Source organism: Kitasatospora sp. NPDC093558 (assembly GCF_040683475.1).
In the GTDB taxonomy this organism is placed as follows: Bacteria; Actinomycetota; Actinomycetes; order Streptomycetales; family Streptomycetaceae; genus Kitasatospora.
Genome location: NZ_JBFBDY010000088.1, coordinates 1 through 19,797, shown reverse-complemented (window position 1 = coordinate 19,797; position 19,797 = coordinate 1). Strand labels below are relative to the sequence as shown.

At 73.1% G+C, this 19,797-nt stretch carries 18 protein-coding genes and 1 pseudogene; 10 read left to right on the top strand and 9 right to left on the bottom strand.

Annotation, left to right across the window (positions count from 1 at the left end; all coding sequences use genetic code 11):
* Window positions 1–124: 124 nt before the first annotated feature.
* The 3 genes from AB0O00_RS12255 to AB0O00_RS12245 form a co-directional block, all read right to left on the bottom strand.
* Window positions 125–325: a DUF5326 family protein gene (locus AB0O00_RS12255; protein ID WP_363650831.1), complete on the bottom strand. Its 201-nt coding sequence runs from the start codon at window positions 323–325 to the stop codon at window positions 125–127.
* A gap of 233 nt (window positions 326–558) precedes the next feature.
* On the bottom strand, window positions 559–1,221 hold the full coding sequence (tenA, locus tag AB0O00_RS12250) for a thiaminase II (protein ID WP_363650829.1): 663 nt from the start codon (window positions 1,219–1,221) through the stop codon (window positions 559–561).
* Window positions 1,222–1,292: 71 nt separating this feature from the next.
* Window positions 1,293–1,610, bottom strand: coding sequence for a cupin domain-containing protein (locus tag AB0O00_RS12245; RefSeq protein WP_363650827.1), 318 nt, complete (start codon window positions 1,608–1,610; stop codon window positions 1,293–1,295).
* 108 nt (window positions 1,611–1,718) lie between these two features.
* Between AB0O00_RS12245 and AB0O00_RS12240 the strand changes: the two genes are divergently transcribed.
* Together AB0O00_RS12240 and AB0O00_RS12235 are read left to right on the top strand one after the other, a co-directional pair.
* Window positions 1,719–2,099, top strand: a complete 381-nt coding sequence (locus AB0O00_RS12240; protein ID WP_363650825.1) for a phage holin family protein — start codon at window positions 1,719–1,721, stop codon at window positions 2,097–2,099.
* A 164-nt stretch (window positions 2,100–2,263) separates the two neighbouring features.
* A complete protein-coding gene (locus tag AB0O00_RS12235; protein ID WP_363650823.1) occupies window positions 2,264–2,806 on the top strand; it encodes an NUDIX domain-containing protein in 543 nt (180 codons plus the stop codon).
* Between the two features lie 40 nt (window positions 2,807–2,846).
* On the opposite strand, the gene AB0O00_RS12230 is transcribed toward AB0O00_RS12235, so the two are convergent.
* The 4 genes from AB0O00_RS12230 to pdhA all read right to left on the bottom strand — a co-directional run bounded on the left by AB0O00_RS12230 (window position 2,847) and on the right by pdhA (window position 8,112).
* Entirely contained in the window at window positions 2,847–4,481 is a 1,635-nt protein-coding gene (locus AB0O00_RS12230) for a globin domain-containing protein (protein WP_363650821.1), read from the bottom strand.
* A gap of 243 nt (window positions 4,482–4,724) precedes the next feature.
* Window positions 4,725–6,014: a dihydrolipoamide acetyltransferase family protein gene (locus tag AB0O00_RS12225; RefSeq protein WP_363650835.1), complete on the bottom strand. Its 1,290-nt coding sequence runs from the start codon at window positions 6,012–6,014 to the stop codon at window positions 4,725–4,727.
* Window positions 6,015–6,019: 5 nt separating this feature from the next.
* Window positions 6,020–7,018: an alpha-ketoacid dehydrogenase subunit beta gene (locus AB0O00_RS12220; protein WP_363650819.1), complete on the bottom strand. Its 999-nt coding sequence runs from the start codon at window positions 7,016–7,018 to the stop codon at window positions 6,020–6,022.
* Complete coding sequence (gene pdhA / locus AB0O00_RS12215) at window positions 7,018–8,112, bottom strand: pyruvate dehydrogenase (acetyl-transferring) E1 component subunit alpha (protein WP_363650833.1); 1,095 nt, start codon at window positions 8,110–8,112, stop codon at window positions 7,018–7,020. The genes AB0O00_RS12220 and pdhA overlap by 1 nt, the downstream gene beginning before the upstream one ends.
* A gap of 194 nt (window positions 8,113–8,306) precedes the next feature.
* On the opposite strand from pdhA, the gene AB0O00_RS12210 reads away from it, so the two are divergent.
* Window positions 8,307–8,768 carry an Lrp/AsnC family transcriptional regulator gene (locus tag AB0O00_RS12210; RefSeq protein WP_045697013.1) on the top strand — a complete coding sequence of 154 codons (462 nt, stop codon included), beginning with the start codon at window positions 8,307–8,309 and terminating at the stop codon, window positions 8,766–8,768.
* A 4-nt stretch (window positions 8,769–8,772) separates the two neighbouring features.
* On the opposite strand, the gene AB0O00_RS12205 is transcribed toward AB0O00_RS12210, so the two are convergent.
* Window positions 8,773–9,357, bottom strand: a complete 585-nt coding sequence (locus AB0O00_RS12205) for a TetR/AcrR family transcriptional regulator (RefSeq protein WP_363650817.1) — start codon at window positions 9,355–9,357, stop codon at window positions 8,773–8,775.
* 319 nt (window positions 9,358–9,676) lie between these two features.
* Here AB0O00_RS12205 and AB0O00_RS12200 point away from each other — a divergent pair, with 319 nt between their 5' ends.
* The 3 genes from AB0O00_RS12200 to AB0O00_RS12190 all read left to right on the top strand — a co-directional run bounded on the left by AB0O00_RS12200 (window position 9,677) and on the right by AB0O00_RS12190 (window position 14,443).
* Window positions 9,677–10,942, top strand: a complete 1,266-nt coding sequence (locus AB0O00_RS12200; RefSeq protein WP_363650816.1) for a glycosyltransferase family 39 protein — start codon at window positions 9,677–9,679, stop codon at window positions 10,940–10,942.
* A 161-nt stretch (window positions 10,943–11,103) separates the two neighbouring features.
* Entirely contained in the window at window positions 11,104–12,801 is a 1,698-nt protein-coding gene (paaN, locus tag AB0O00_RS12195; protein WP_363650814.1) for a phenylacetic acid degradation protein PaaN, read from the top strand.
* Window positions 12,802–12,946: 145 nt separating this feature from the next.
* A complete protein-coding gene (locus AB0O00_RS12190) occupies window positions 12,947–14,443 on the top strand; it encodes an FAD-dependent monooxygenase (protein WP_363650812.1) in 1,497 nt (498 codons plus the stop codon).
* Window positions 14,444–14,491: 48 nt separating this feature from the next.
* Here AB0O00_RS12190 and AB0O00_RS12185 read toward each other — a convergent pair whose 3' ends face one another.
* Window positions 14,492–15,058 (bottom strand): CGNR zinc finger domain-containing protein, encoded by a 567-nt coding sequence (locus AB0O00_RS12185; RefSeq protein ID WP_363650810.1) that lies wholly within the window; start codon window positions 15,056–15,058, stop codon window positions 14,492–14,494.
* A gap of 255 nt (window positions 15,059–15,313) precedes the next feature.
* On the opposite strand from AB0O00_RS12185, the gene AB0O00_RS12180 reads away from it, so the two are divergent.
* The 4 genes and pseudogenes from AB0O00_RS12180 to AB0O00_RS12165 all read left to right on the top strand — a co-directional run.
* The gene (locus tag AB0O00_RS12180) at window positions 15,314–17,479 is read left to right on the top strand and encodes a protease pro-enzyme activation domain-containing protein (protein ID WP_363650808.1); all 2,166 of its coding nucleotides are present in this window, start codon (window positions 15,314–15,316) and stop codon (window positions 17,477–17,479) included.
* Window positions 17,480–17,754: 275 nt separating this feature from the next.
* Window positions 17,755–18,816 (top strand): hypothetical protein, encoded by a 1,062-nt coding sequence (locus AB0O00_RS12175; RefSeq protein ID WP_363650806.1) that lies wholly within the window; start codon window positions 17,755–17,757, stop codon window positions 18,814–18,816.
* A gap of 246 nt (window positions 18,817–19,062) precedes the next feature.
* Window positions 19,063–19,533 carry a VOC family protein gene (locus tag AB0O00_RS12170; protein WP_363650804.1) on the top strand — a complete coding sequence of 157 codons (471 nt, stop codon included), beginning with the start codon at window positions 19,063–19,065 and terminating at the stop codon, window positions 19,531–19,533.
* Between the two features lie 13 nt (window positions 19,534–19,546).
* Window positions 19,547–19,797: pseudogene (locus tag AB0O00_RS12165) on the top strand (pyridoxamine 5'-phosphate oxidase family protein); the annotation flags it as partial.

The following is a 19,797-nucleotide window of genomic DNA, read 5'->3' as shown; positions in this document are numbered from 1 at the left end:
GCACAGGGCTGGCGGCCCGCGCACGACCTCGACGGCTACCGCGCCTGAGCGGGAGGCCGGAACGGACGAGGCCCGGCACCCCCACGACGGGGTGCCGGGCCTCGGCGTCGACGCCGCAGCGTCGTCAGAGCTTTGCCGCCTTCTTCACCAGGATGACCACCGCGGCCCCGATGCCGACCACGACCAGCAGCTTGATCAGCATGCTCAGCAGCGCGCCGACCACGCCGAACACGAAGGTCACGATGTTCCAGGCCAGCACCAGGACCAGCACCGGGACGACGATGTTGCGCACCCAGGAGGGCAGCGACTTCCAGAGCTCAGCCATGTCCGTTCCTTATCTCCCCTCGGGCCGGCTGCCCTATCGGTGCCGCATCCCGCTTGCTTTCGGTACTTCGATCGTACGGGGGCGCAAGTGCCGGAACGAGGCCCAACGGCCCGGAGAGAACCCCGAGATCACCCCGACTCCGGCCCCCGGGGATGACCCTGGGGACCGGGCCTCGGACGGGCCCCGGACCGACGCCGAGCAGCTCAGACCGGCTCGGACAGGCTCGGACAGGCTCAGACCGGCCAGCGCTCACCGCGCCACGCGGCGTCCCAGAACATCCACTCGTAGCGCGAGGTGGTCGTGAAGTGCTCGACCACGCGGCGGCGCTCGGCGGGGGAGAGCTCCTCGCCGATCCGGTCGGCGAGCGCCAGCACGCGCCGCACCACCGACTGGAAGGCCTCGTCGCCGTACGTGGCGATCCACTTGGCGTAGAGCGGGTCCGGCGAGCCCTGGGCGAGCAGCGCCTCGCCGACCCGGGCGTAGATCCAGTAGCAGGGCAGCACCGCGCCGAGCGCCTCCGCGAAGGAGCCGCCGTAGACGGTCGCGAGCAGGTAGCTGGTGTAGGCCCGGGTGGTGGGCAACACCGGTTCGCCGGCGGCCTGTTCGGCGCTGGCGCCGAAGGCCGTCATGAACTCGGCGTGCATGCCCTGCTCGGCCGCGATCGCCCCGACCGCGTCGTCGGCGAACGCCCGCACGTCCTCCTCGCCGGGCGCCTTGGCGGCGCAGACGGCGAGCGCGCGGGCGTAGTCGCGCAGGTAGTGCGAGTCCTGCACGACGAAGTGGCGGAAGGCCTCGCGCGGCAGGGTGCCGTCGGTGAGGCCGCCGATGAAGGGGTGGGCCAGGATCTCGGCGTAGACCGGTTCGATGGCCGCCCAGAGCTCTTCGGTGAGACGCATGCGGTCGACCCTAAGGCCTGCCCGTCCTCAGGCCTGCCCGTCCTCAGGCCTGCCCGTCCTGAGGCCGTGGGTCAGTCCTCCGGCGGCGAGAACACGACCAGGACCCGCAGTTCCTCCGTGATGTGGTGGAAGCGGTGCGGCGTCCCGGCCGGCACGTAGACGACGGTGCCGCGCCCGACCGTCGCGGTCTCGCCGCCCACGGTCAGCTCGGCCCGGCCGCTGATCACCTGGTAGATCTCGTCCTGGTCGTGCGCGGTCTGCGGGTCGGTGGCGCCGGGGGAGAGCGCGTACAGCCCGGCGGACATCCGCGGTTCGCGCAGGAACCGCAGGTACGCGCCGTCGTTGGCCGCGCGTTCGGCGTCGAGTTCGTCCAGCCGGAACAGTTTCACCGGTGCCGTCTTCCCTTCTCCGTCCACCTCGGGGACCACCGGCATTCAACACCAACATGCCCGGCGGGAGCTTCCCTGCGGACCGGGCGGCCTGCCAGGCTGGGCGCCATGAAGGGTTTCGTTCTCAAAACGCTGATCAACGCGGTGGCCATCTGGGTCGCCGCCTGGATCGTCACCGGCATCCAACTCACGGACAACAAGGCCGACTGGCAGCACAAGGCGATCACGGTGGTGGCCGTCGCCCTGGTGTTCGGCGTGGTGAACTGGCTGGTCAAGCCGGTCGTCAAGCTGTTCTCGTTCCCGCTGTTCATCCTGACCCTGGGCCTGATCACCTTCGTGATCAACGCCCTGATGCTGCTGCTGACCTCGTGGGCCTCGGGGAGGCTCAACCTGGACTTCCACGTCGACGGCTTCGTGCCGGCGCTGCTGGGCTCGCTGATCATCAGCCTGGTCGCCTGGGGCCTGCACCTGGCCCTGGACGACGACTGAGCGGAGCCGCTCCACGGGAAGGGCCCGTACCCGGGTGGTTCACCGGGGACGGGCCCTCCCGCTTTCCCCGTGGTGTCCGAACGGATGCACCCCGGCGGGTCGGCGTTTCGGCCCGGCCCGGCTGCGGCAGACTCCCGCACAACGCTCGCGCCCCGGAGGTGGCCATGGGTCACGACAACCGCACCCCGCCACCGCGCCCGGTCGTCAAGCGCACCGCGCGGGCGATCCTGCTGGAGCTGGACCCGGCGGACCCGCACGGCCCGGCCAGCCTCGTCGTGATCCGCCGGGTCCGCCCGGGCTCCCCGCACCCGTACTGGATCACGCCCGGCGGCGGGGTGGAGCGCGGCGACCGGACGGTGGTCGAGGCGCTGCACCGCGAGGTGGACGAGGAGCTCGGCGGCAAGGTCGTCGACGTCGTGCCCGCGTTCGTCGACACCATCAGCCACACGCACCACGACGACGGCACGCTGCTCCACCCGCACGGGGTCAAGGTGCAGCACTTCTTCGTGTGCCGGCTCGCCTCGATGGACCTCAGCCGCCGGCACGGGCCCGAGGTGGACGATCCGAACGGCGAGTACGAGGTGGTCCGGCTGCCGTTCACGCGCGAGGGCGTCACCTCGGTCAACGTCGTCCCGCCCCGGCTGCGGGCGTACCTGGCGGCCAACATCGAGGGCATCCGCGCCCTGCTCGCCCCGGATCTCGCCTAGTGCCGTGACCGGATAGGTCCACCGCACTAGCGCCTCGGCCTCAGCCCGCGGCCAGGTCGCCCACCAGGTCGTGCCGGATCCGCTCCATCGGCACCCCGGAGCGCACCAGCGCGCCCACGCTCCGGCGGACCATCGCGGCGGGCCCGCTGAGCAGCGCGTCCCGGCCGGTCCACGGGCCGAACCGGCCGACCACCTCGGGGAGTTCACCGGCCAGCGCGCCCCCGGCCGGGCCGGTGCCGGAGACCACCGGGTGCACGGTGAGCCACGGGCAGCGCCGGGCCAGTTCGGCCAGTCCCTCCAGCTCGTACAGCTCGGCGGCGCGGCGGGCGCCGTAGAACACGTCGACGCGGCGGTCGGACGTGCCGTGCTCGGCGACCTCCTCGACCATCGCCCGGATCGGCGCGATGCCGGTGCCGCCGCCGAGGCAGAGCAGGTCGGTGCCGGAGCCGTGGTCGACGGTCATCGCGCCGGCCGCCGGGCCGAGCCGCAGGACGTCCCCGGGCGCGGCGCGGTGGACGAGCGCGTTGCTCACCCAGCCCGCCTGGACGGCCTTGACGTGGAAGGTCAGCAGCCCGTCCGGCCGGGGCGCCGAGGCGAACGAGTAGTGCCGCCACACCCGCGGCCACCAGGGCGTCTCCAGGCTCGTGTACTGCCCGGCGCGGAACGGGTAGGCCTGGTCGGGGCGGACGGTGATGACCGCGACGTCCCGGGTGCGGCGCTCGTGCCGCACCACCTCGCCGTGCCACCAGGGCGGCGAGGTGCGGGCGTCCGCCTCGGCGGCCTCGATCATGATCGACGAGACCAGCCGGTAGACCCGGCGCCAGGCCAGCTCGGTCGCGGCGTCCCAGCGGTTGCCCGAGTACCTCGCCAGGGCCTGCACCAGGCACTCCCCGACCGGGCCGTAGTGGCCGGTCAGCGTGCCGTACCGGCGGTGGCCGCGGCCGAGCGCGCTCAGGTGGGCGCGCAGCGCGTCCGGGTCGTCGGCGCCGCGGGCGGCGGCCAGCAGGGCGCGGAAGAGGCGGTCGCGCTGGACGTCCATGGCGGCCGGGAAGAGCGCGCGGACCTCGGGGTGGTGCAGGAAGATCAGCGCGTAGAAGTGCGCGGTGGCCCGGTCGGCGACGGGTTCGACGACCGCCAGGCTGGCCCGGATCAGCTCGATGTCCCGTGCGGTGGGCGGCAGTTCGGCCGCCGAGGAGTGGCCGCTGCCGAGCACGGCGGGCGCCGGACCGCCGTCGGCGAGTGCCTGGACGGCCCAGGCCCGGCTCCAACTGTCGCCCGGTCCGGCCCAGTTGAGGCTCGGCGCGTCGGTGAACAGCGGCCGGAACGGCGCGGCGGCGGAGGGCCCGACCGGCTCGGGAAAGGTCTCGGGGACGACCTGTTCGGCGAAGCCCGGCCCGGGCACGGCCGACCCGGGCACGGCCGGCGGCTGGGCCGGCGGGTCCGGGATCGCCGGGTGCACCGGCCCGGTGACCAGGCCCGGCACCACCGGCAGGACGGCGGTCGGCGCCTCCACGGGCGGGAGGTCCGGCGGGTCGAGCGGCATCGGGGGCGGCGCGGGGGCTTCCGCCCGGTCGGCGGCCGGGTGGTCCGGGGGGAGCGCCGGCAGGCCAGGGACGGAGGCGACCCCCGCCGAGCCGTGCCCGGTGCGGACCAGAAGTGTTCTGCGGGGCTTCACCGCAACGTTTCGAGTACCCAAGAGAATCGTTTCGCCTCCGGCCGGCCTGCGCCACCACCTGGCTTGTCCCTGTTGACGCCTAGGCAGCGTGGCACGCCCGAAGTGCTCATCCGACAAATCGCGCGAAGCCCGGACACCCGGCCCGGGAACGCGCTACTCTCACTCATTCCACGGTCGCCCTGAGTGGCTCCCCCGTACACTCAGGGCGACCGTGCCGCGAGAGGCACCGACGAGAGGCACCGGTCAGAGCTGCCGCAGCAGCATCCCCGGCCGCTCCACGCAGTCCGCGACGAACCGCAGGAATCCGCCCGCAGTACCGCCGTCGCAGACCCGGTGGTCGAAGGTGAACGACAGCTGCGTCACCTCGCGCACCGCCAACTGCCCCTCGTGCACCCAGGGTTTGGCGACGATCCGGCCGACGCCGAGCATCGCCGCCTCGGGGTGGTTGAGGATCGGGGTGGAGCCGTCCACGCCGAACACGCCGTAGTTGTTCAACGTGAAGGTGCCGCCGGTCAGTTCGGCCGGGGTCAGCGAGCCGTTCCGGGCCGACTCGGTCAACCGCGCGAGCTCCTCGCCGAGTTGCTCGGTGGACCGCGCGTGCGCGTCCCGCACCACCGGGACGACGAGCCCGCGCTCGCTCTGCGCGGCGAAGCCCAGGTGCACCGCCGAGTGCCGGACGATGCCCGAACCGTCCTGCGTCACACTGGAGTTGAGCTCGGGGAAGCGCGCCAGCGCGACCGTGCAGATCCGGGCGAGCAGCGCCAGCACGCTCACCTTCGGCCCCGGCGTGGCGTTCAACTGCCGTCGCAGCGCCATCAGTTCGGTGGCGTCCGCGTCCACCCAGCAGGTCGCGGCGGGGATCTCCCGGTGGCTGCGGCTGAGCTTCTCCGCCACCGCCTTGCGCAGCCCGCGCAGCGGGACGACGCCCTCGGCCACGACAGGGGATGTCACAGCAGAAGAGGCCACAGCAACAGGCACCGGAGCAGCGACCCTGGCCGCGACCGCCCGCTCGACGTCCGCGCGCATGATCAGCCCGTCCGGCCCGCTGCCGGCGACCGCCGCAAGGTCGACGCCCTGCTCCCGGGCCAGCCGCCGCACCAGCGGCGAGATCACCGGCACCACCGCGGGTGCCGCGGCCACCACCGGGGCGGGGACGGGAGCAGCGGCCGAGGGGACCCCCACCCGGCGCCGCCGTGCGCCCCGCGACTCCGCGACGCCGTACCCGACCAGCGGGCGCTCCACCTCGGCGGACGGCGCGGCGACGGGAGCGTCCGTCGGCCCGTCCGCCGCGGCCACCGCGACGGTCACCAGCGGCGCGCCCACGGCGATCTCCTCGCCCGGCTCGCCGTACCGCGCGGTGACCACCCCGCCGTACGGGCAGGGCACCTCGACGACGGCCTTGGCGGTCTCCACCTCGACCACCGGCTGGTCGACGGCGATCACCTCGCCGACCTCGACCATCCAGCGCACCACCTCCGCCCCGGTCAGTCCTTCACCGAGGTCGGGCAGGGTGAACTCGCGCACGACGGGCATCATCCTCAGTCCTCCCACTGCAGCCGGGCGACCGCGTCCAGGATCCGGTCCACCCCGGGGAGGTGGTGGTGCTCCAGCATCGGCGGCGGGTACGGGATGTCGAAGCCGGTGACCCGCAGCACCGGCGCGGCCAGGTGGTGGAAGCAGCGCTCGGTGACCCGGGCGGCGATCTCCGCGCCGGTGCCGCCGAAGCCGCTCGCCTCGTGCACCACGACGGCCCGGCCGACCGAGCGCACCACGCGGGTGACGGTCTCGTCGTCGAACGGCACGAGGGTGCGCAGGTCCAGCACCGCGAGGTCCCAGCCCTCGGCCTTCGCCGCCTCGGCCGCCTCCAGGCAGACCGGCAGCGAGGGCCCGTACGTGATCAGGACGGCCGAGGTGCCGGTGCGGCGCAGCGCGGCCCGGCCGATCGGCTCGACCGGCGCGGTCGGGTCGAAGGCGTCCTTGCCCCAGTAGAGCCGCTTGGGCTCCAGAAAGACGACCGGGTCGTCCGAGGCGATCGAGGCGCGCAGCAGCCCGTAGGCGTCGGCCACCGTGCCGGGCGTGACGACGTGCAGGCCGGGCGTGCTCGTGTAGTACGCCTCGGAGGCGTCGCTGTGGTGCTCGACGCCGCCGATGCCGCCGCCGTACGGGATACGCACGGTGATCGGCAGCGGGAGCTTGCCGGCCGTGCGGTTGCGCATCTTCGCGACGTGCGAGAACAGCTGCTCCAGCGCCGGGTAGGCGAAGGCGTCGAACTGCATCTCGACGACCGGGCGCAGCCCGTACATGGCCATGCCGATCGCGGTGCCGAGGATGCCGGCCTCGGCCAGCGGGGTGTCCAGGCAGCGGTCCGGGCCGAACTCGGCGGTCAGTCCGTCGGTGATCCGGAAGACACCGCCGAGCGCGCCGACGTCCTCGCCGAGCACGTGCACGGCGGGGTCGTCGCGCATGGCGTCCCGCAGCGCGGTGTTGAGCGCCTGCGCCATGGAGGCGGTGCGGGTGCCGGTGACAAGGGAGTTCATCAGTGCTGCACCTCGGCCTCGGCGGCCAGCTCGGCGGACAACTGTGCGGCCTGCTCGCGCAGTTGCGGGGTCGGCTCGGCGTAGACGTGGGCGAACAGCGCCATCGGGTCCAGCTCGGCGTCGGCGTGGAACTCGGCCCGCATCCGGGCCGCGAGCGCCTCCGCCTCGTCGGCCGCCTGCTGGACGAGCTCGTCGTCCAGGATGCCGAGTGCGCGCATCGCGTGGTCCAGCAGCAGGATCGGGTCGTGCTCGCGCCAGGCGGCGACCTCGTCGTCGGTGCGGTAGCGGGTGGCGTCGTCGGCGTTGGTGTGCGCGTCGATGCGGTAGGTCAGCGCCTCGACGAGGGTCGGGCCGCCGCCGGTGCGGGCGCGCTCGACGGCCTCGGCCAGCACGCCGTGCACGGCGGGCGCGTCGTTGCCGTCGACCAGGCGGCCCGGCATGCCGTAGCCGACCGCCTTGTGGGCCAGGCTGGGCGCGGCGGACTGGGCGGTGAGCGGGACGGAGATCGCGTAGCCGTTGTTCTGCACCAGGAAGACCACGGGGGCCTGGAGCACGGCGGCGAAGTTCAGCGCCTCGTGGAAGTCGCCCTCGCTGGTGCCGCCGTCGCCGAGCATGGCGAGCGCGACCACCGGTTCGCCGCGCAGCCGGGCGGCGTGCGCCAGGCCGACGGCGTGCGGGGCCTGGGTGGCGAGCGGGGTGCAGAGCGGGGCGGTGCGGGTGGCGCGCGGGTCGTAGCCGGTGTGGGCGTTGCCGCGCAGGAGGGTCAGCGCCTCCAGCGGGTCGACGCCGCGGGAGACCACGGCGAGGGTGTCGCGGTAGCTGGGGAAGAGCCAGTCCTGCTCGCCGAGCGCGAGCGCGGCGGCGATCTGGCAGGCCTCCTGGCCGGCGGACGCCGGGTAGACGGCGAGCCGGCCCTGCTTGGTCAGGGTGGTGGCCTGCTGGTTGTAGCGGCGGCCGATCACGAGCCGGCGGTAGAGCTCGCGCAGCAGCGCCGGGTCCTGCTTCTCCAGCGCGGGGGTGCCGAGCACGCGGACGGGGGAGGCGTCCGGCAGCAACGGGGCCGGGTCGGTGCGGGGAGCGGTCGCTCCGGGCATCCAGCCGGGCACCGCGGTGGGGTGTCTGTGGTCGAGAACGGTCATCTCGGGGCACCTCCGGGGGTGATGGGGGCTCCCTACCGATTGTTCGGTCGTCTGTTCATCTTGACCAGAAGCGTGACAAGGTGGTGGACATTCGGCCTGAGCGGAGGTCGACTGGTGGCAGTGCGTCCAATCGGTGAGGGTGGGGGGTCATGTCGGCTGAACAGATGTCCAGACTCGACCGTGTCGACCGGTCGATCCTGCGGCTGCTGCAGCAGGACGGTCGCGCCTCGATCCGCTCGGTCGCCGAGCGGGTGCACGTGTCCCGGGCGAACGCGTACGCCCGGATCTCCAGGATGGTCGAGGACGGCGTCATCCGCGGCTTCACGGCCAGGGTCGACCACGAACGGGCCGGTCAGGGCGCGTCCGCGTACATCACGCTGAAGATCGTCCAGAACTCCTGGCGCACGGTGCGCGAGCAGCTGCTGGAGCTGCCGGGCGTCGCGCACATCGCCCTCGTCGGCGGCGACTTCGACGTCCTCCTGCTGGTGCACACCGCCGACAACCACGCCCTGCGGGAGCTCGTGCTCAACCGCATCCAGTCCATCCCCCAGGTGCTTGGCACACGAACGATGCTGGTGTTCGAGGAGACCGACCAGGTCCCGCCCGATTAGCGGACTACCGCGCGCGCAGCCCGTCGAAGGCCAGGTGGACGACCGCGTCGGCCACGCCGTCCGCGGCCTTGAGGCCAGGGCGGTACCACTCGACGATCGAGTTGATCATGCCGAAGAGCAGCCGGGTGGCCAGCCGCGGCTCGACGTCCGCCCGCAGCGAGCCGTCCGCGACGGCCGCCCGCAGCAGCTCGGCGACCTGGTGGTCGAACTCCCGGCGGCGCTCCAGCGCCCACTGCTCGGTGGCCGTGTTGCCGCGCACCCGCAGCAGCAGGGTGACGTACGGCAGCTCCTCCAGCAGCACCTCGGCGGTGCGCCGCACCACGTGCTCCAGCCGCTCCACGGCCGGGCCCCCGACCGCGGCCGGCTCGGCCAGGATCGCGAACAGCCCGTCCAGCGCCCGCCCGACCGCGAGCCGCAGCAGCTCCTCCTTGCCGCGGACGTGGTGGTAGATCGACGACTTTGAGATCCCCGCGGCCCGCGAGAGGTCCTCCATCGAGGTGCCGTCGTACCCGCGCTCGTTGAACACGTCGACGGTCACGGCGAGCAGCGACTCGACGGTGTAGGCGGGACGCGTGGTGTGATCGGCCATCCTCCGAGTATCCCCGGCCCCACCCGGCCCCACGCGATCGGGTCCGCCGGTCCGCAATCACCCCTTCGTTGGTCCGCACCAGGACCAAACGACAGGCCCCTAGGGCCTGGCGCCCGCCTCCCGCCTGCCTGGCGGCGCCGGGGCACGCGCCTCGTCGCGTTGTCGTCGGTCGCCCGATGCTCCGCATCGCCTCCCTCCTCCGCCTTGCGATCCACGCACCCCAACGCCGCCAGGCGCCCTTCGGGCACGACGGGAGGCGGGTGCCAGGCCCTAGACTCTCCGGACGATCGTCCACGGCCAGCAGGATGGGTCCAGTCCGATGACCGCAATACCGGCAGTCGAGTCCGACGTGCCAGAGCAGCGCAACGACGAACCGGCCGCACCCGCCGCCGGCTGGCAGGAGCGCGTCCGCGCCCTGGCGGTCCGGTTCGGGCCGGCCGTGTGGTGCTACGCGGTGCTCAAGCTGATCGGCTTCACCGTCTTCATGAAGCTGCTCTCCTTCTCCGGGTCGTACGCCACGAAGCCCGCCCGCTTCGGCGGCGGCGCCAACCCCTGGGACGTCCTCGCCAGCTGGGACGGCTGGTGGTACCAGCAGGTGGCGCAGTTCGGCTACCACCCGGCGCTGGTACCGGTCCCCGGCGGCCAGGTCGGCTTCAGCATCGAGCAGAACTCGGCCGCCTTCTTCCCGCTCTACCCGGGCCTGATGCGGCTGACCTCGGACGTCACCGGCCTCGGCCTGTACGGCGCCGGGATGCTGGTCTCGGTGGTCGCCTCGCTGTTCGCCGCGGCCGGCATCTACGCCGTGGTGGACCGGCTGGCCGGCCCCCGAGCGGGCGTGATCGCGGCCGGCATCTGGGCCGTCGCCCCGGGCTCGGGCGCGGAGTGGGCGCTCTACTCGGACTCGACGTTCGTCGCCCTGGCCGCCTGGGCCTGCTACTGCGTGATGAGCAGGCAGTGGGTCGCGGCCGGCCTGATCACCCTGTTCGCCGGCCTCAACCGCCCGACCGCCGCCGCCCTGATCGGTGCCGTCGGCCTGGCCGCGCTGGTCGAGCTGTGGCGCCGCGAGAGCGGCGTGCTGCGCCCGCTGGCCGCGATGCTGCTCGCCCCGCTCGGCCTGGCCGGCTACGTCGGCTGGGTGGGCTGGCGGACCGGCGAGTGGGGCGGCTACTTCCGCCTTCAGCACGACGCCTGGCTGCACTACTTCGACTGGGGCCAGGGCACCTTCTACGCGATCCGCGGCGTCATGCTCGGCCGCAACGACTACCCCTTCGCGTTCGTCCTGCCGGACCTCTTCGCGACCCTGATCGTGCTGACCCTGCCGGCCCTGGTCGTGCTGCTCGTCCGGCTGCGCCCGCCGCTGGTGCTCACCGCCTACACGCTCGCCACGATCGTCTCGGTGCTCGGCAGCCTGGGCATCTTCGGCAACGTCTCGCGCTACCTGCTGCCCGCGTTCCCGCTGTTCATCGCGCTCGCCATCGGCATGCGCAAGCTGAGCTGGCCGGTGCTGGCGACGGTGCTCGGCACCGCGGCGGCGGCCTCCGGCTGGTACGCCGGGTACGTCATCTTCGAGCTGGGCGTGCCGTAAACCGCCCGCCCTCCCCGCCCCCGGGGGCGCGTCCGCCACGGACGCGCCCCCGTTCGTTTCCCCGGAACCACATCTCTTTCGCCCTATTGAGCCGACCGATCGTTCGGTTACTCTGTGACGTGTCCCGTCTTCCTCCCCAAGGCTCTCTGAGGAGCGAACAGATGTCCGCGGTCACCCACCCCCTCGTCACCGAGCTGGTCGCGCGCCACCAGGCCACCCTGGACGCCGCGATCGACGCCGCCGCCAAGCGCGACTACTGGTCGCCCTACCCCGAGTTCCCGAAGGCGTACGGCGAGAGCGGTGCCGCGGACGGCAAGGCGGCGTTCGACGCCCTGCTCGGCGCGCCGTTCACCCTCGCCGGCCACCCCACCGACGGCGACCTGGTCGGCGGCGAGACCTCCCCGTACGGCGTCGAGCTGGGCATCACCTACCCGCACGCCGGGCCGGACGCCCTGATCGCCGCGCTGAGCGCCGCCCGCCCCGGCTGGGCCGCCGCGAGCCCGCTGGAGCGCGCCGCCGTCTGCCTGGAGATCCTGCACCGGATCAACGCCCGCTCGCACGAGTTCGCCCAGGCCGTCATGCACACCACCGGCCAGGCCTACGGCATGGCCTTCCAGGCCGGCGGCCCGCACGCCCAGGACCGCGGCCTGGAGGCCGTCGCCTACGCGTACGCCGAGCAGACCCGGCTGCCCAAGCAGGCCGGCTGGACCAAGCCGCAGGGCAAGCGCGACCCGCTGGTGATGAGCAAGGAGTTCACCGTCGTCCCGCGCGGCCTCGCGCTGCTGATCGGCTGCAACACCTTCCCGACCTGGAACGGCTTCCCCGGCCTGTTCGCCTCGCTGGCCACCGGCAACCCGGTGCTCGTCAAGCCGCACCCGCGGGCCGCGCTGCCGCTCGCCCTGACCGTCAGGATCGCCCGCGAGGTGCTCGCCGAGGCCGGCTACGACCCGAACGTGGTCTGCCTGGCCGCCGAGCACGAGGGCGGCACCGTCGCCAAGGACCTCGCGGTGCGCCCCGAGATCCGGATGATCGACTACACCGGCTCCACCGCCTTCGGCGACTGGCTGGAGGAGCACGCCAAGCAGGCCCTGGTCTACACCGAGAAGGCCGGCGTCAACGCGGTCGTCATCGACTCCACCGACGACTACAAGGGCATGCTCGGCAACCTCGCCTTCGCGCTCTCGCTCTACAGCGGCCAGATGTGCACCACCCCGCAGAACCTGCTGATCCCGCGCGGCGGCATCACCACCGACCAGGGCGACAAGTCCTTCGACCAGGTCGTCGCCGACCTCGCCGGCGCGATCGAGGGCCTGCTGTCCGACGACGCCCGCGCCGCCGGCATCCTCGGCGCCGTCGTCAACCCCGGCGTGCTCCAGCGCTCGGCCGCCGCGGCCGGCGGCGAGTACGGCGAGCTCGCCCTCGCCCCGCGCACGGTCGTCTCCCCCGACTTCCCGGACGCGACCGTCCGCACCCCCGCCCTGATCAAGCTCGACGCCGACAAGCCGGACGACCGCGCGGTCTTCCGCAGCGAGTGCTTCGGCCCGGTCTCCTTCGCCGTCGCGGTCGAGTCCACCCCGGCCGCGGTCGAGCTGCTGCGCACCACCGTCCGCGACAAGGGCGCGATGACGGCCACCGGCTACACCACGTCCCCCGAGGTCGAGGCCCTGCTGGTGGAGGCCGTGCTGGACGCCGGCGTCTCGCTCTCGCTCAACCTAACCGGCGGCGTCTTCCCGAACCAGACCGCCGCCTTCTCCGACCTGCACGGCACCGGCGCCAACCCGGCCGCCAACGCCGCCTACTGCGACGGCGCGTTCGTCGCCAACCGGTTCCGCACGGTGGAGATCCGCCGGCAGGGCTGAGCCCTCCGGCACCACACCGGGCCCCGGCAGTCACCGACCGCCGGGGCCCGGCGGTTCACACCCCGCGCCCGGGCCGGGGATGATGGAGGCTGGACGGACGCCGGACGACGCGTCCAACCGCCCTCCGACCACCGGGAGCTGACACATGACCGCGAAGCAGACCGTCACCGACGTCCTGATCGTCGGCGCCGGACCGACCGGCCTGCTGCTGGCCGGCGACCTCGCCGCCGCCGGCCTCACCGTCACCCTCCTGGAGAAGCGCGGCGCCGAGTCCAACCTCACCCGGGCCTTCGCCGTGCACGCCCGCACCCTCGAACTGCTCGACGCCCGCGGCCTCGCCGACGACCTCATCGCCACCGGCCGGCCGCTCACCTCGCTGAAGATGTTCAACCGCTTCGGCGTCGAGCTCGGCAACCTGCCGACCCGCTTCCCGTTCGTCCTGATCACCCCGCAGTACAACGTCGAGCGGCTGCTGCACGAGCGCGCGGTGGCGGCCGGCGCGACGATCGTGCGCGGCAGCGAGGTCACCGGCCTGCGCCAGGACGCCGAGGGCGTCACGCTGGAGACCGCCGACGGAACCACCCACCGCGCCCGGTACGCCGTCGGCACCGACGGCGTCCGCTCCACCGTCCGCGAGCTGCTCGGCGTCCCGTTCCCCGGCGAATCGGTGGTCGACTCCGTCCTGCTCGCCGACGTCCGGCTGGAGCGCGAGCCCGAGGACACCATCACCGTCGGCGCCGGCAGCGCCGGCTTCGCCTTCCTCGCCCCCTTCGGCGACGGCTACTACCGGGTCATCGCCTGGGACCGCAACGAGAGCGTCCCGGACGGCACCACCCCCTCGCTGGAGCGGATCGCCGCCGTCACCGAGGCCGCCATCGGCGAGGACTTCGGCATGCACGAGGCCCGCTGGGCCTCCACCTTCCACAGCGACGAGCGCCAGGTGCCCAACTACCGCTCCGGCCGGGTCTTCCTGGCCGGCGACGCCGCGCACTGCCACTCGCCGGCCGGCGGCCAGGGCATGAACACCGGCCTCCAGGACGCCGCCAACCTCTCCTGGAAGCTCGCCGCCGTCCTGCACGGCCGCGCCACCGACGCCCTGCTCGACAGCTACCAGACCGAGCGCCACCCGGTCGGCAAGACGGTCCTGCGCACCTCCGGCGCCCTGATCCGGCTCGCCCTCGCCGAGTCCGCCCCCACCCGCGCCCTGCGCGGCGCGCTCACCGCGCTCGGCAGCCACCTCGACCCGGTCACCGAGCGCGGCGCCCGGATGGTCTCCGGCATCGACATCACCTACCCCGCCCCGAAGGACGCCCACCCGCTGGTCGGCAAGCGCGTCCCCGACCTGCGGCTGACCGCGATCGAGAAGCCCCGCGACGGCGAGCCCGACGCCCCCGAGCGGCTCTACGAGGCGCTGCGCGCCGGGAAGTTCGTCCTGGTCAGCAATGACGTCCAGAGCGCCGCCGCGCCCTGGGCCGACGAGCTCGTCACCGTCGCCCCCGCCGACCCGCACGGCAAGCTGCGCGACACCGTCCTGCTGATCCGCCCCGACGGCTACGCCGCCTGGGCCGCCGTCGACCCGGGCCACCGCGACATCACCGAGGCCCTCACCGCCCACCTCGGCGCCGCGACGACGACGGCCTGACGGCCCGCGGGTTCCTCGCGCTCCGCACGGGGCGCGGGGAACTCCGCGCTACCCCTTCGCCTTCACGTAGTGCCGGGCCGCCTTCGCCCGGTTCCCGCACACCGCCATCCGGCACCACCGCCGCCGCCCGTTCTGCGACGCGTCGAAGAAGTGCAGGATGCAGGCGTCGTGCGCACACTGCCGCACCCGGTGCGCCCCCTGCGCGACCAGCCCGAGGAAGTCGTCCACCGCGAGCCAGGCCGCCAGCCACTGCGGCTCATCGACCTCGATCCGGTCCTCCGCGCCGCCCGGACCGGCCGTCCGCCGGATCCGTCCGTGCGCCAGCACCTCGTCCAGCCCGGCCCGCGCCGCCTCGTCCAACTCCCCGTTCCCGTCCAGGGATCGCACCGCCACCCCGAGCACCTCGCGGGCCTTCAGCGCCGCGGCCAGCCCGGCCTCATCGGCCTCGCAGCGCTCGCCCAGCCCGGCGGAGGAGAGCCAGATCCCGTACCCCTCGGGCTCGCCGAGCAGGTCGTTGACGGGGGTGCCGGCCCAGCGCGTGTTGAGCAGGTCGAGCGCCAGCGGCTCGCCGATCAGCGGGCGGGGGTCCCTCGGGTCCGCCATCACGTCAGTCATCGTTCTCCCTCGGCTCCACGCGATTCTACGTCCGCCCCTGAAGCCCCAACTGGTGTGGACCACAGCCGAATTTCCGATCATTCACTGTATGAAACACCCGCCGTTCACCCGTTCCACACTTGACTGTTTTTTAGCAACGAATTGCCTGACCATGAGCCAATCACCAGAGTTGTTCTGTCATGTTCTAGCCAGCGTTCTACCCCAGAGCGTCAAGTGCCCCTTGCCGGACCCCACATCCGGCCAGAGGAGGATCCGTTGCGCCCCCGCACCCTCGCCCTCGCGGCCGCCATAGCCGTGCTGCCGCTGACCGCCGTCTCCCTCGGCGTCACGACCGCGCAGGCCGCATCGACGCCCCACGCCGCTCCCCGCATCGAGCTGCCGAACACCGTGAACCCCGCGGTGGCCCACTCGGAGAAGAAGGGCGACGTGCCCGCCGAGCAGCAGATCTCGGTCGCCGTCAGCCTGAAGCTGCGCAACGCCGACGCGCTGGACCGCTTCCTCGCCGCGGTCACCACCCCGGGCAACCCGCAGTTCGGCAAGTACCTGACGCCGGAGCAGTTCACCGCGCAGTTCGGCCCCACCCAGGACGCCGTCGACCAGGTCAAGGCCTACCTGGCCGACCAGGGCCTGACCGTCACCGAGGTGAGCGCCAACCGCCAGGTCGTCAGCGCCCGCGGTACCAACGACCAGGTCTCGCGCGCCTTCGGCACCCACGAGAGCGCCTACGTCGACCCGCAGCTGCAGCGCGCGTTCTACGCGAACGACGCGGCCGCCTCCGTCCCGGCCGACCTCGCCGACATCGTCCAGGGCGTGCACGGCCTCGACAACCACGCGGTCCGCAAGAACCGTCTGGCGACCCCGAAGGCCGTCACCCCGAACGCGGCCTCGGCCACCCCGAACGGCGTCGGCCCGGCGCAGTACGACGGCGCCTACAACCTCAACAAGACCGGCGCCGACGGCACCGGCGTCACCGTCGCCCTCTGGGAGTTCGACGGCTACAAGTCCTCCGACCTGACCACCTACGACAGCCAGTTCGGCCTCACCGGCCCGGCCGTCTCCACGGTCTCGGTGGACGGCGCCAACTACGACTCCGCCCCCGGCCAGGGCATGGGCGAGGTCGAGCTCGACAGCGAGATCGTCCGCGGCGCCGCGCCCAAGGCGACCCAGCTGATCTACGAGGCCCCGAACTCGGACCAGGGCGAGATCGACATGGCCAACAAGATCGTGGCCGACAACAAGGCCTCGGTCATCTCGATCTCCTGGGGCTCGTGCGAGCCCGACACCACCGCCGCCTCGATGACCGCCGTCGACAACGCCTTCAAGCAGGCCGCCGCGCAGGGCATCTCGATCTTCTCCGCCTCCGGCGACGACGGCTCGCGCGACTGCACCCGCTCGACCAGCGGCTCGACCGTCAAGGCCGTCGACTTCCCGGCGTCCAGCCCGCACCAGACCGGTGTCGGCGGCACCAACCTCAAGGTCACCAGCAGCAACACCTACTCCTCGGAGAGCGCCTGGAGCACCGCCGGCGGCGGCGTCTCCACCGTCTTCAGCAAGCCGACCTGGCAGACCGGCACCGGCGTCAGCGGCACCATGCGCACCGTCCCGGACGTCGCCTCCAACGCCGACCCGGCGAGCGGCTTCGCGATCTACACCGCCGGCGCCTGGCAGGTCTACGGCGGCACCAGCGCGGCCGCCCCGCTGTGGTCCGGCTACGCCGCCCAGTTCAACCAGAAGGCCAAGGCGGCCGGGCAGCCCGTCCTCGGTGAGGCCAGCCCGCGCCTGTACGCCGTCGCCAACAGCAGCAGCTACGGCAGCGCGTTCCACGACGTGACCACCGGCTCGAACCAGGACTTCCCGGCCAAGACCGGCTACGACCAGGTCACCGGCTGGGGCTCCCCGGTCGCCGACGCGCTGACCACCGCCCTGCTCGGCGGCAGCACCCCGACCCCGCCCCCGACCGGCGGCTGCACCGCGGCCCAGCTGATCGGCAACGGCGGCTTCGAGACCGGCACCGCGGCCCCGTGGACGACGTCGAGCGGCGTGATCGACAACAGCAGCTCGCAGCCGGCCCACAGCGGCAGCTGGAAGGCCTGGCTGGACGGCTACGGCACCACCCACACCGACACCCTGTCGCAGACCGTCTCGATCCCGGCCGGCTGCAAGTCCGCGACGCTGACGTTCTGGCTGCACATCGACACCGCCGAGACCGGCAGCACCGCGTACGACACGCTGACCCTGCAGGCGAACTCGACGACGCTGAAGACCTGGTCCAACGTGGACGCGGCCGCCGGCTACGTGCAGCGCACCGTCGACCTGACCTCCTTCGCCGGCCAGACCGTGACGATCAAGTTCACCGGCACCGAGGACGGCTCGAACCAGACCAGCTTCGTGATCGACGACGTCGCCCTGAACGTCGGCTGATCACCATCCGGTAACCAAGACCCCGCCGGGGCGGCGCCGACAGGGCCCGCCCCGGCGGTGTGTTATCCGTCACCACCTGGGACGATGCGTGTTTCCGCAATGTTTCAAGATCGCTAACCCTACGGTTCACCTGCCGTGACCACTGTCATACGCACGACGGATGACGTAGCCTCTCGACCGTGCATAGGGTTCCCCAAAGCTCGGTGAAGCCGCTCGCGGCGCGCCCCGGCGCCGGCCCGGTCCCGCCGAACTCACCTGGTGGGGAGGGTTACCGCATGGCCGCACAGCAGCCCCAGGACGCCGCGCGACTCCGGCTGGTCGAACAGCGCCCCGAGCGCCCCGGCGCGCCCGCACTCGCGCCTGCCCCGGCACCGGCGCAGGCACCCGCAGCAGCGACCGCCGGTTCGCCGCCCGCCGGTTCGCCGCCCGCCGCCCGGCCCGCCACCGCGGGCGGCTTCGCGGACACCCTGCACCTGGCGATCGAGGCCAGCGGCCTCAGCCTGGACCGGATCCGGGCGGCGCTCGCCCAACGCGGCGTCAGGGTCAGCGTCACGACGCTGAGTTACTGGCGGCGCGGCCGCAGCCAGCCCGAACGGGCCAGCTCGCTGCGCGCCGTCCACCTGCTGGAGGAACTGCTCGGCCTGCCGCACAGCGCGCTGTCCTCGCTGCTCGGCCCGCCGCGCCCGCGCGGCCGCTGGGCCGCCGCCGCCAACACCTGCCACCTCGGGCTGGAGGACGTCTGGCCCGGCGAGCAGGAGATCGCCGACATCTTCACCGAGCTCGACGCGCCGCCGGCCGGCGAGCTGGAGCGCCTGAGCATCCACGACTCGTACTACGTCGACGCCCACCGCCGCGGCAACCTGCTGCGGATGCGCCAGGTGGTGCGCGCCACCGTCGCCGGCGTCGGCCGCTGCCTGGTCGTGCACAAGGCCGACGAGGAGGCCACCGGCTGCCCCGAGATCACCTCGGTGCGGCACGGCCGGCTGGGCCGCGTCCGCCGCCGCCCGGAGGCCGGGCTGACCGTCGGCGAGATCATGCTCGACCGCCCGCTCGGCCTCGGCGACAGCACGGTCTTCGAGTACGAGGTGGAGATCCCGCCCGGCGGCCCGACGATGGAGTACAGCCGCCGCTTCGCGACCCAGGTGCGCGAGTACGTGCTCCAGGTGCACTTCGACCCCGCGGCCATCCCGGTGCACTGCGAGCGGTACGACCGCGACCCGGGCGAGGACGTCGACAGCCGCCGCGAGCAGCTGTGGATCGGCGCCTCCGCGTCCGCCCACGTGCTCGCCCCGGACCAGCAGCCGGGCCACATCGGCATCCGGTGGGAGTGGGAGTAGCCGCCCCGCGGCTCCCCGCTCCCGCTCCCGCTCCCGCTCCCGCTTTCCCGCTCAACCTTTCCCAATTCCGGCTCCCGTAGCGCCGTCACGGTGCCGTGCGGTCTCGCCGTCGTGCCGTCGCGCCGCCACCACCTAACCCCTTCATGCTCTGATACCGGTTGACGGTCCATCACCTAACCACTAACTTCATGATTACCGGTTAGGCAGAAGCCCCTCCGGACCACCCAGCCACGGGAGCGTCCAGGCATGTCCAGCCCCACCCTGATCCACACCCTGAAGACCGGCCACGTCGGCCTCAACGTCACCGACCTGGAGCGCTCGATCGCGTTCTACCGCACCGTCCTCGGCGTCCAGGTCGTGCACGAGGGCACCGAGGCCGAGCGCCGCTACGCCCTGATGGGCCGCGACGGCCGCCTGGTGGTGACCCTCTGGCAGCAGAGCACCGGCACCTTCGCCACCGCGGCCCCCGGCCTGCACCACCTGTCCTTCGAGGTCGAGACGCTCGCCGAGGTCGAGGCCACCGAGCGCCAACTGCGCGAGCTCGGCGCCGAGTTCGCGTACGACGGGGTCGTGCCGCACGGCGAGGGCTCGGACTCCGGCGGCATCTTCTTCACCGACCCGGACGGCATCCGGCTGGAGATCTACGCCCGCACCGGGGTCGCCGCGACGGGCGCCACCGCCCCCACCGCGTCCGCCCCGACCTGCGGCTTCTTCTAGACCGGCGGCCGTCGTGACGACCCTCGGCACGCCCTACCACCGCGGCGAACTGGCCGCCCAGGCGCTGGCCGGCGTACGGGAGCGCGCCGACCACGCCGGCCGGGCGATCCGCGACACCATCCCGCCGGTCGCCGCCCGCTTCCTCACCGAGCGCCGGACGCTGGTCATCGGCGCCGCCGCTCCCGACGGCCGGGTCTGGGCCACCCAGCTCGCCGGCGCCCCCGGCTTCCTCCAGGCCGACGACGAGCGGACCATGACCGTCGC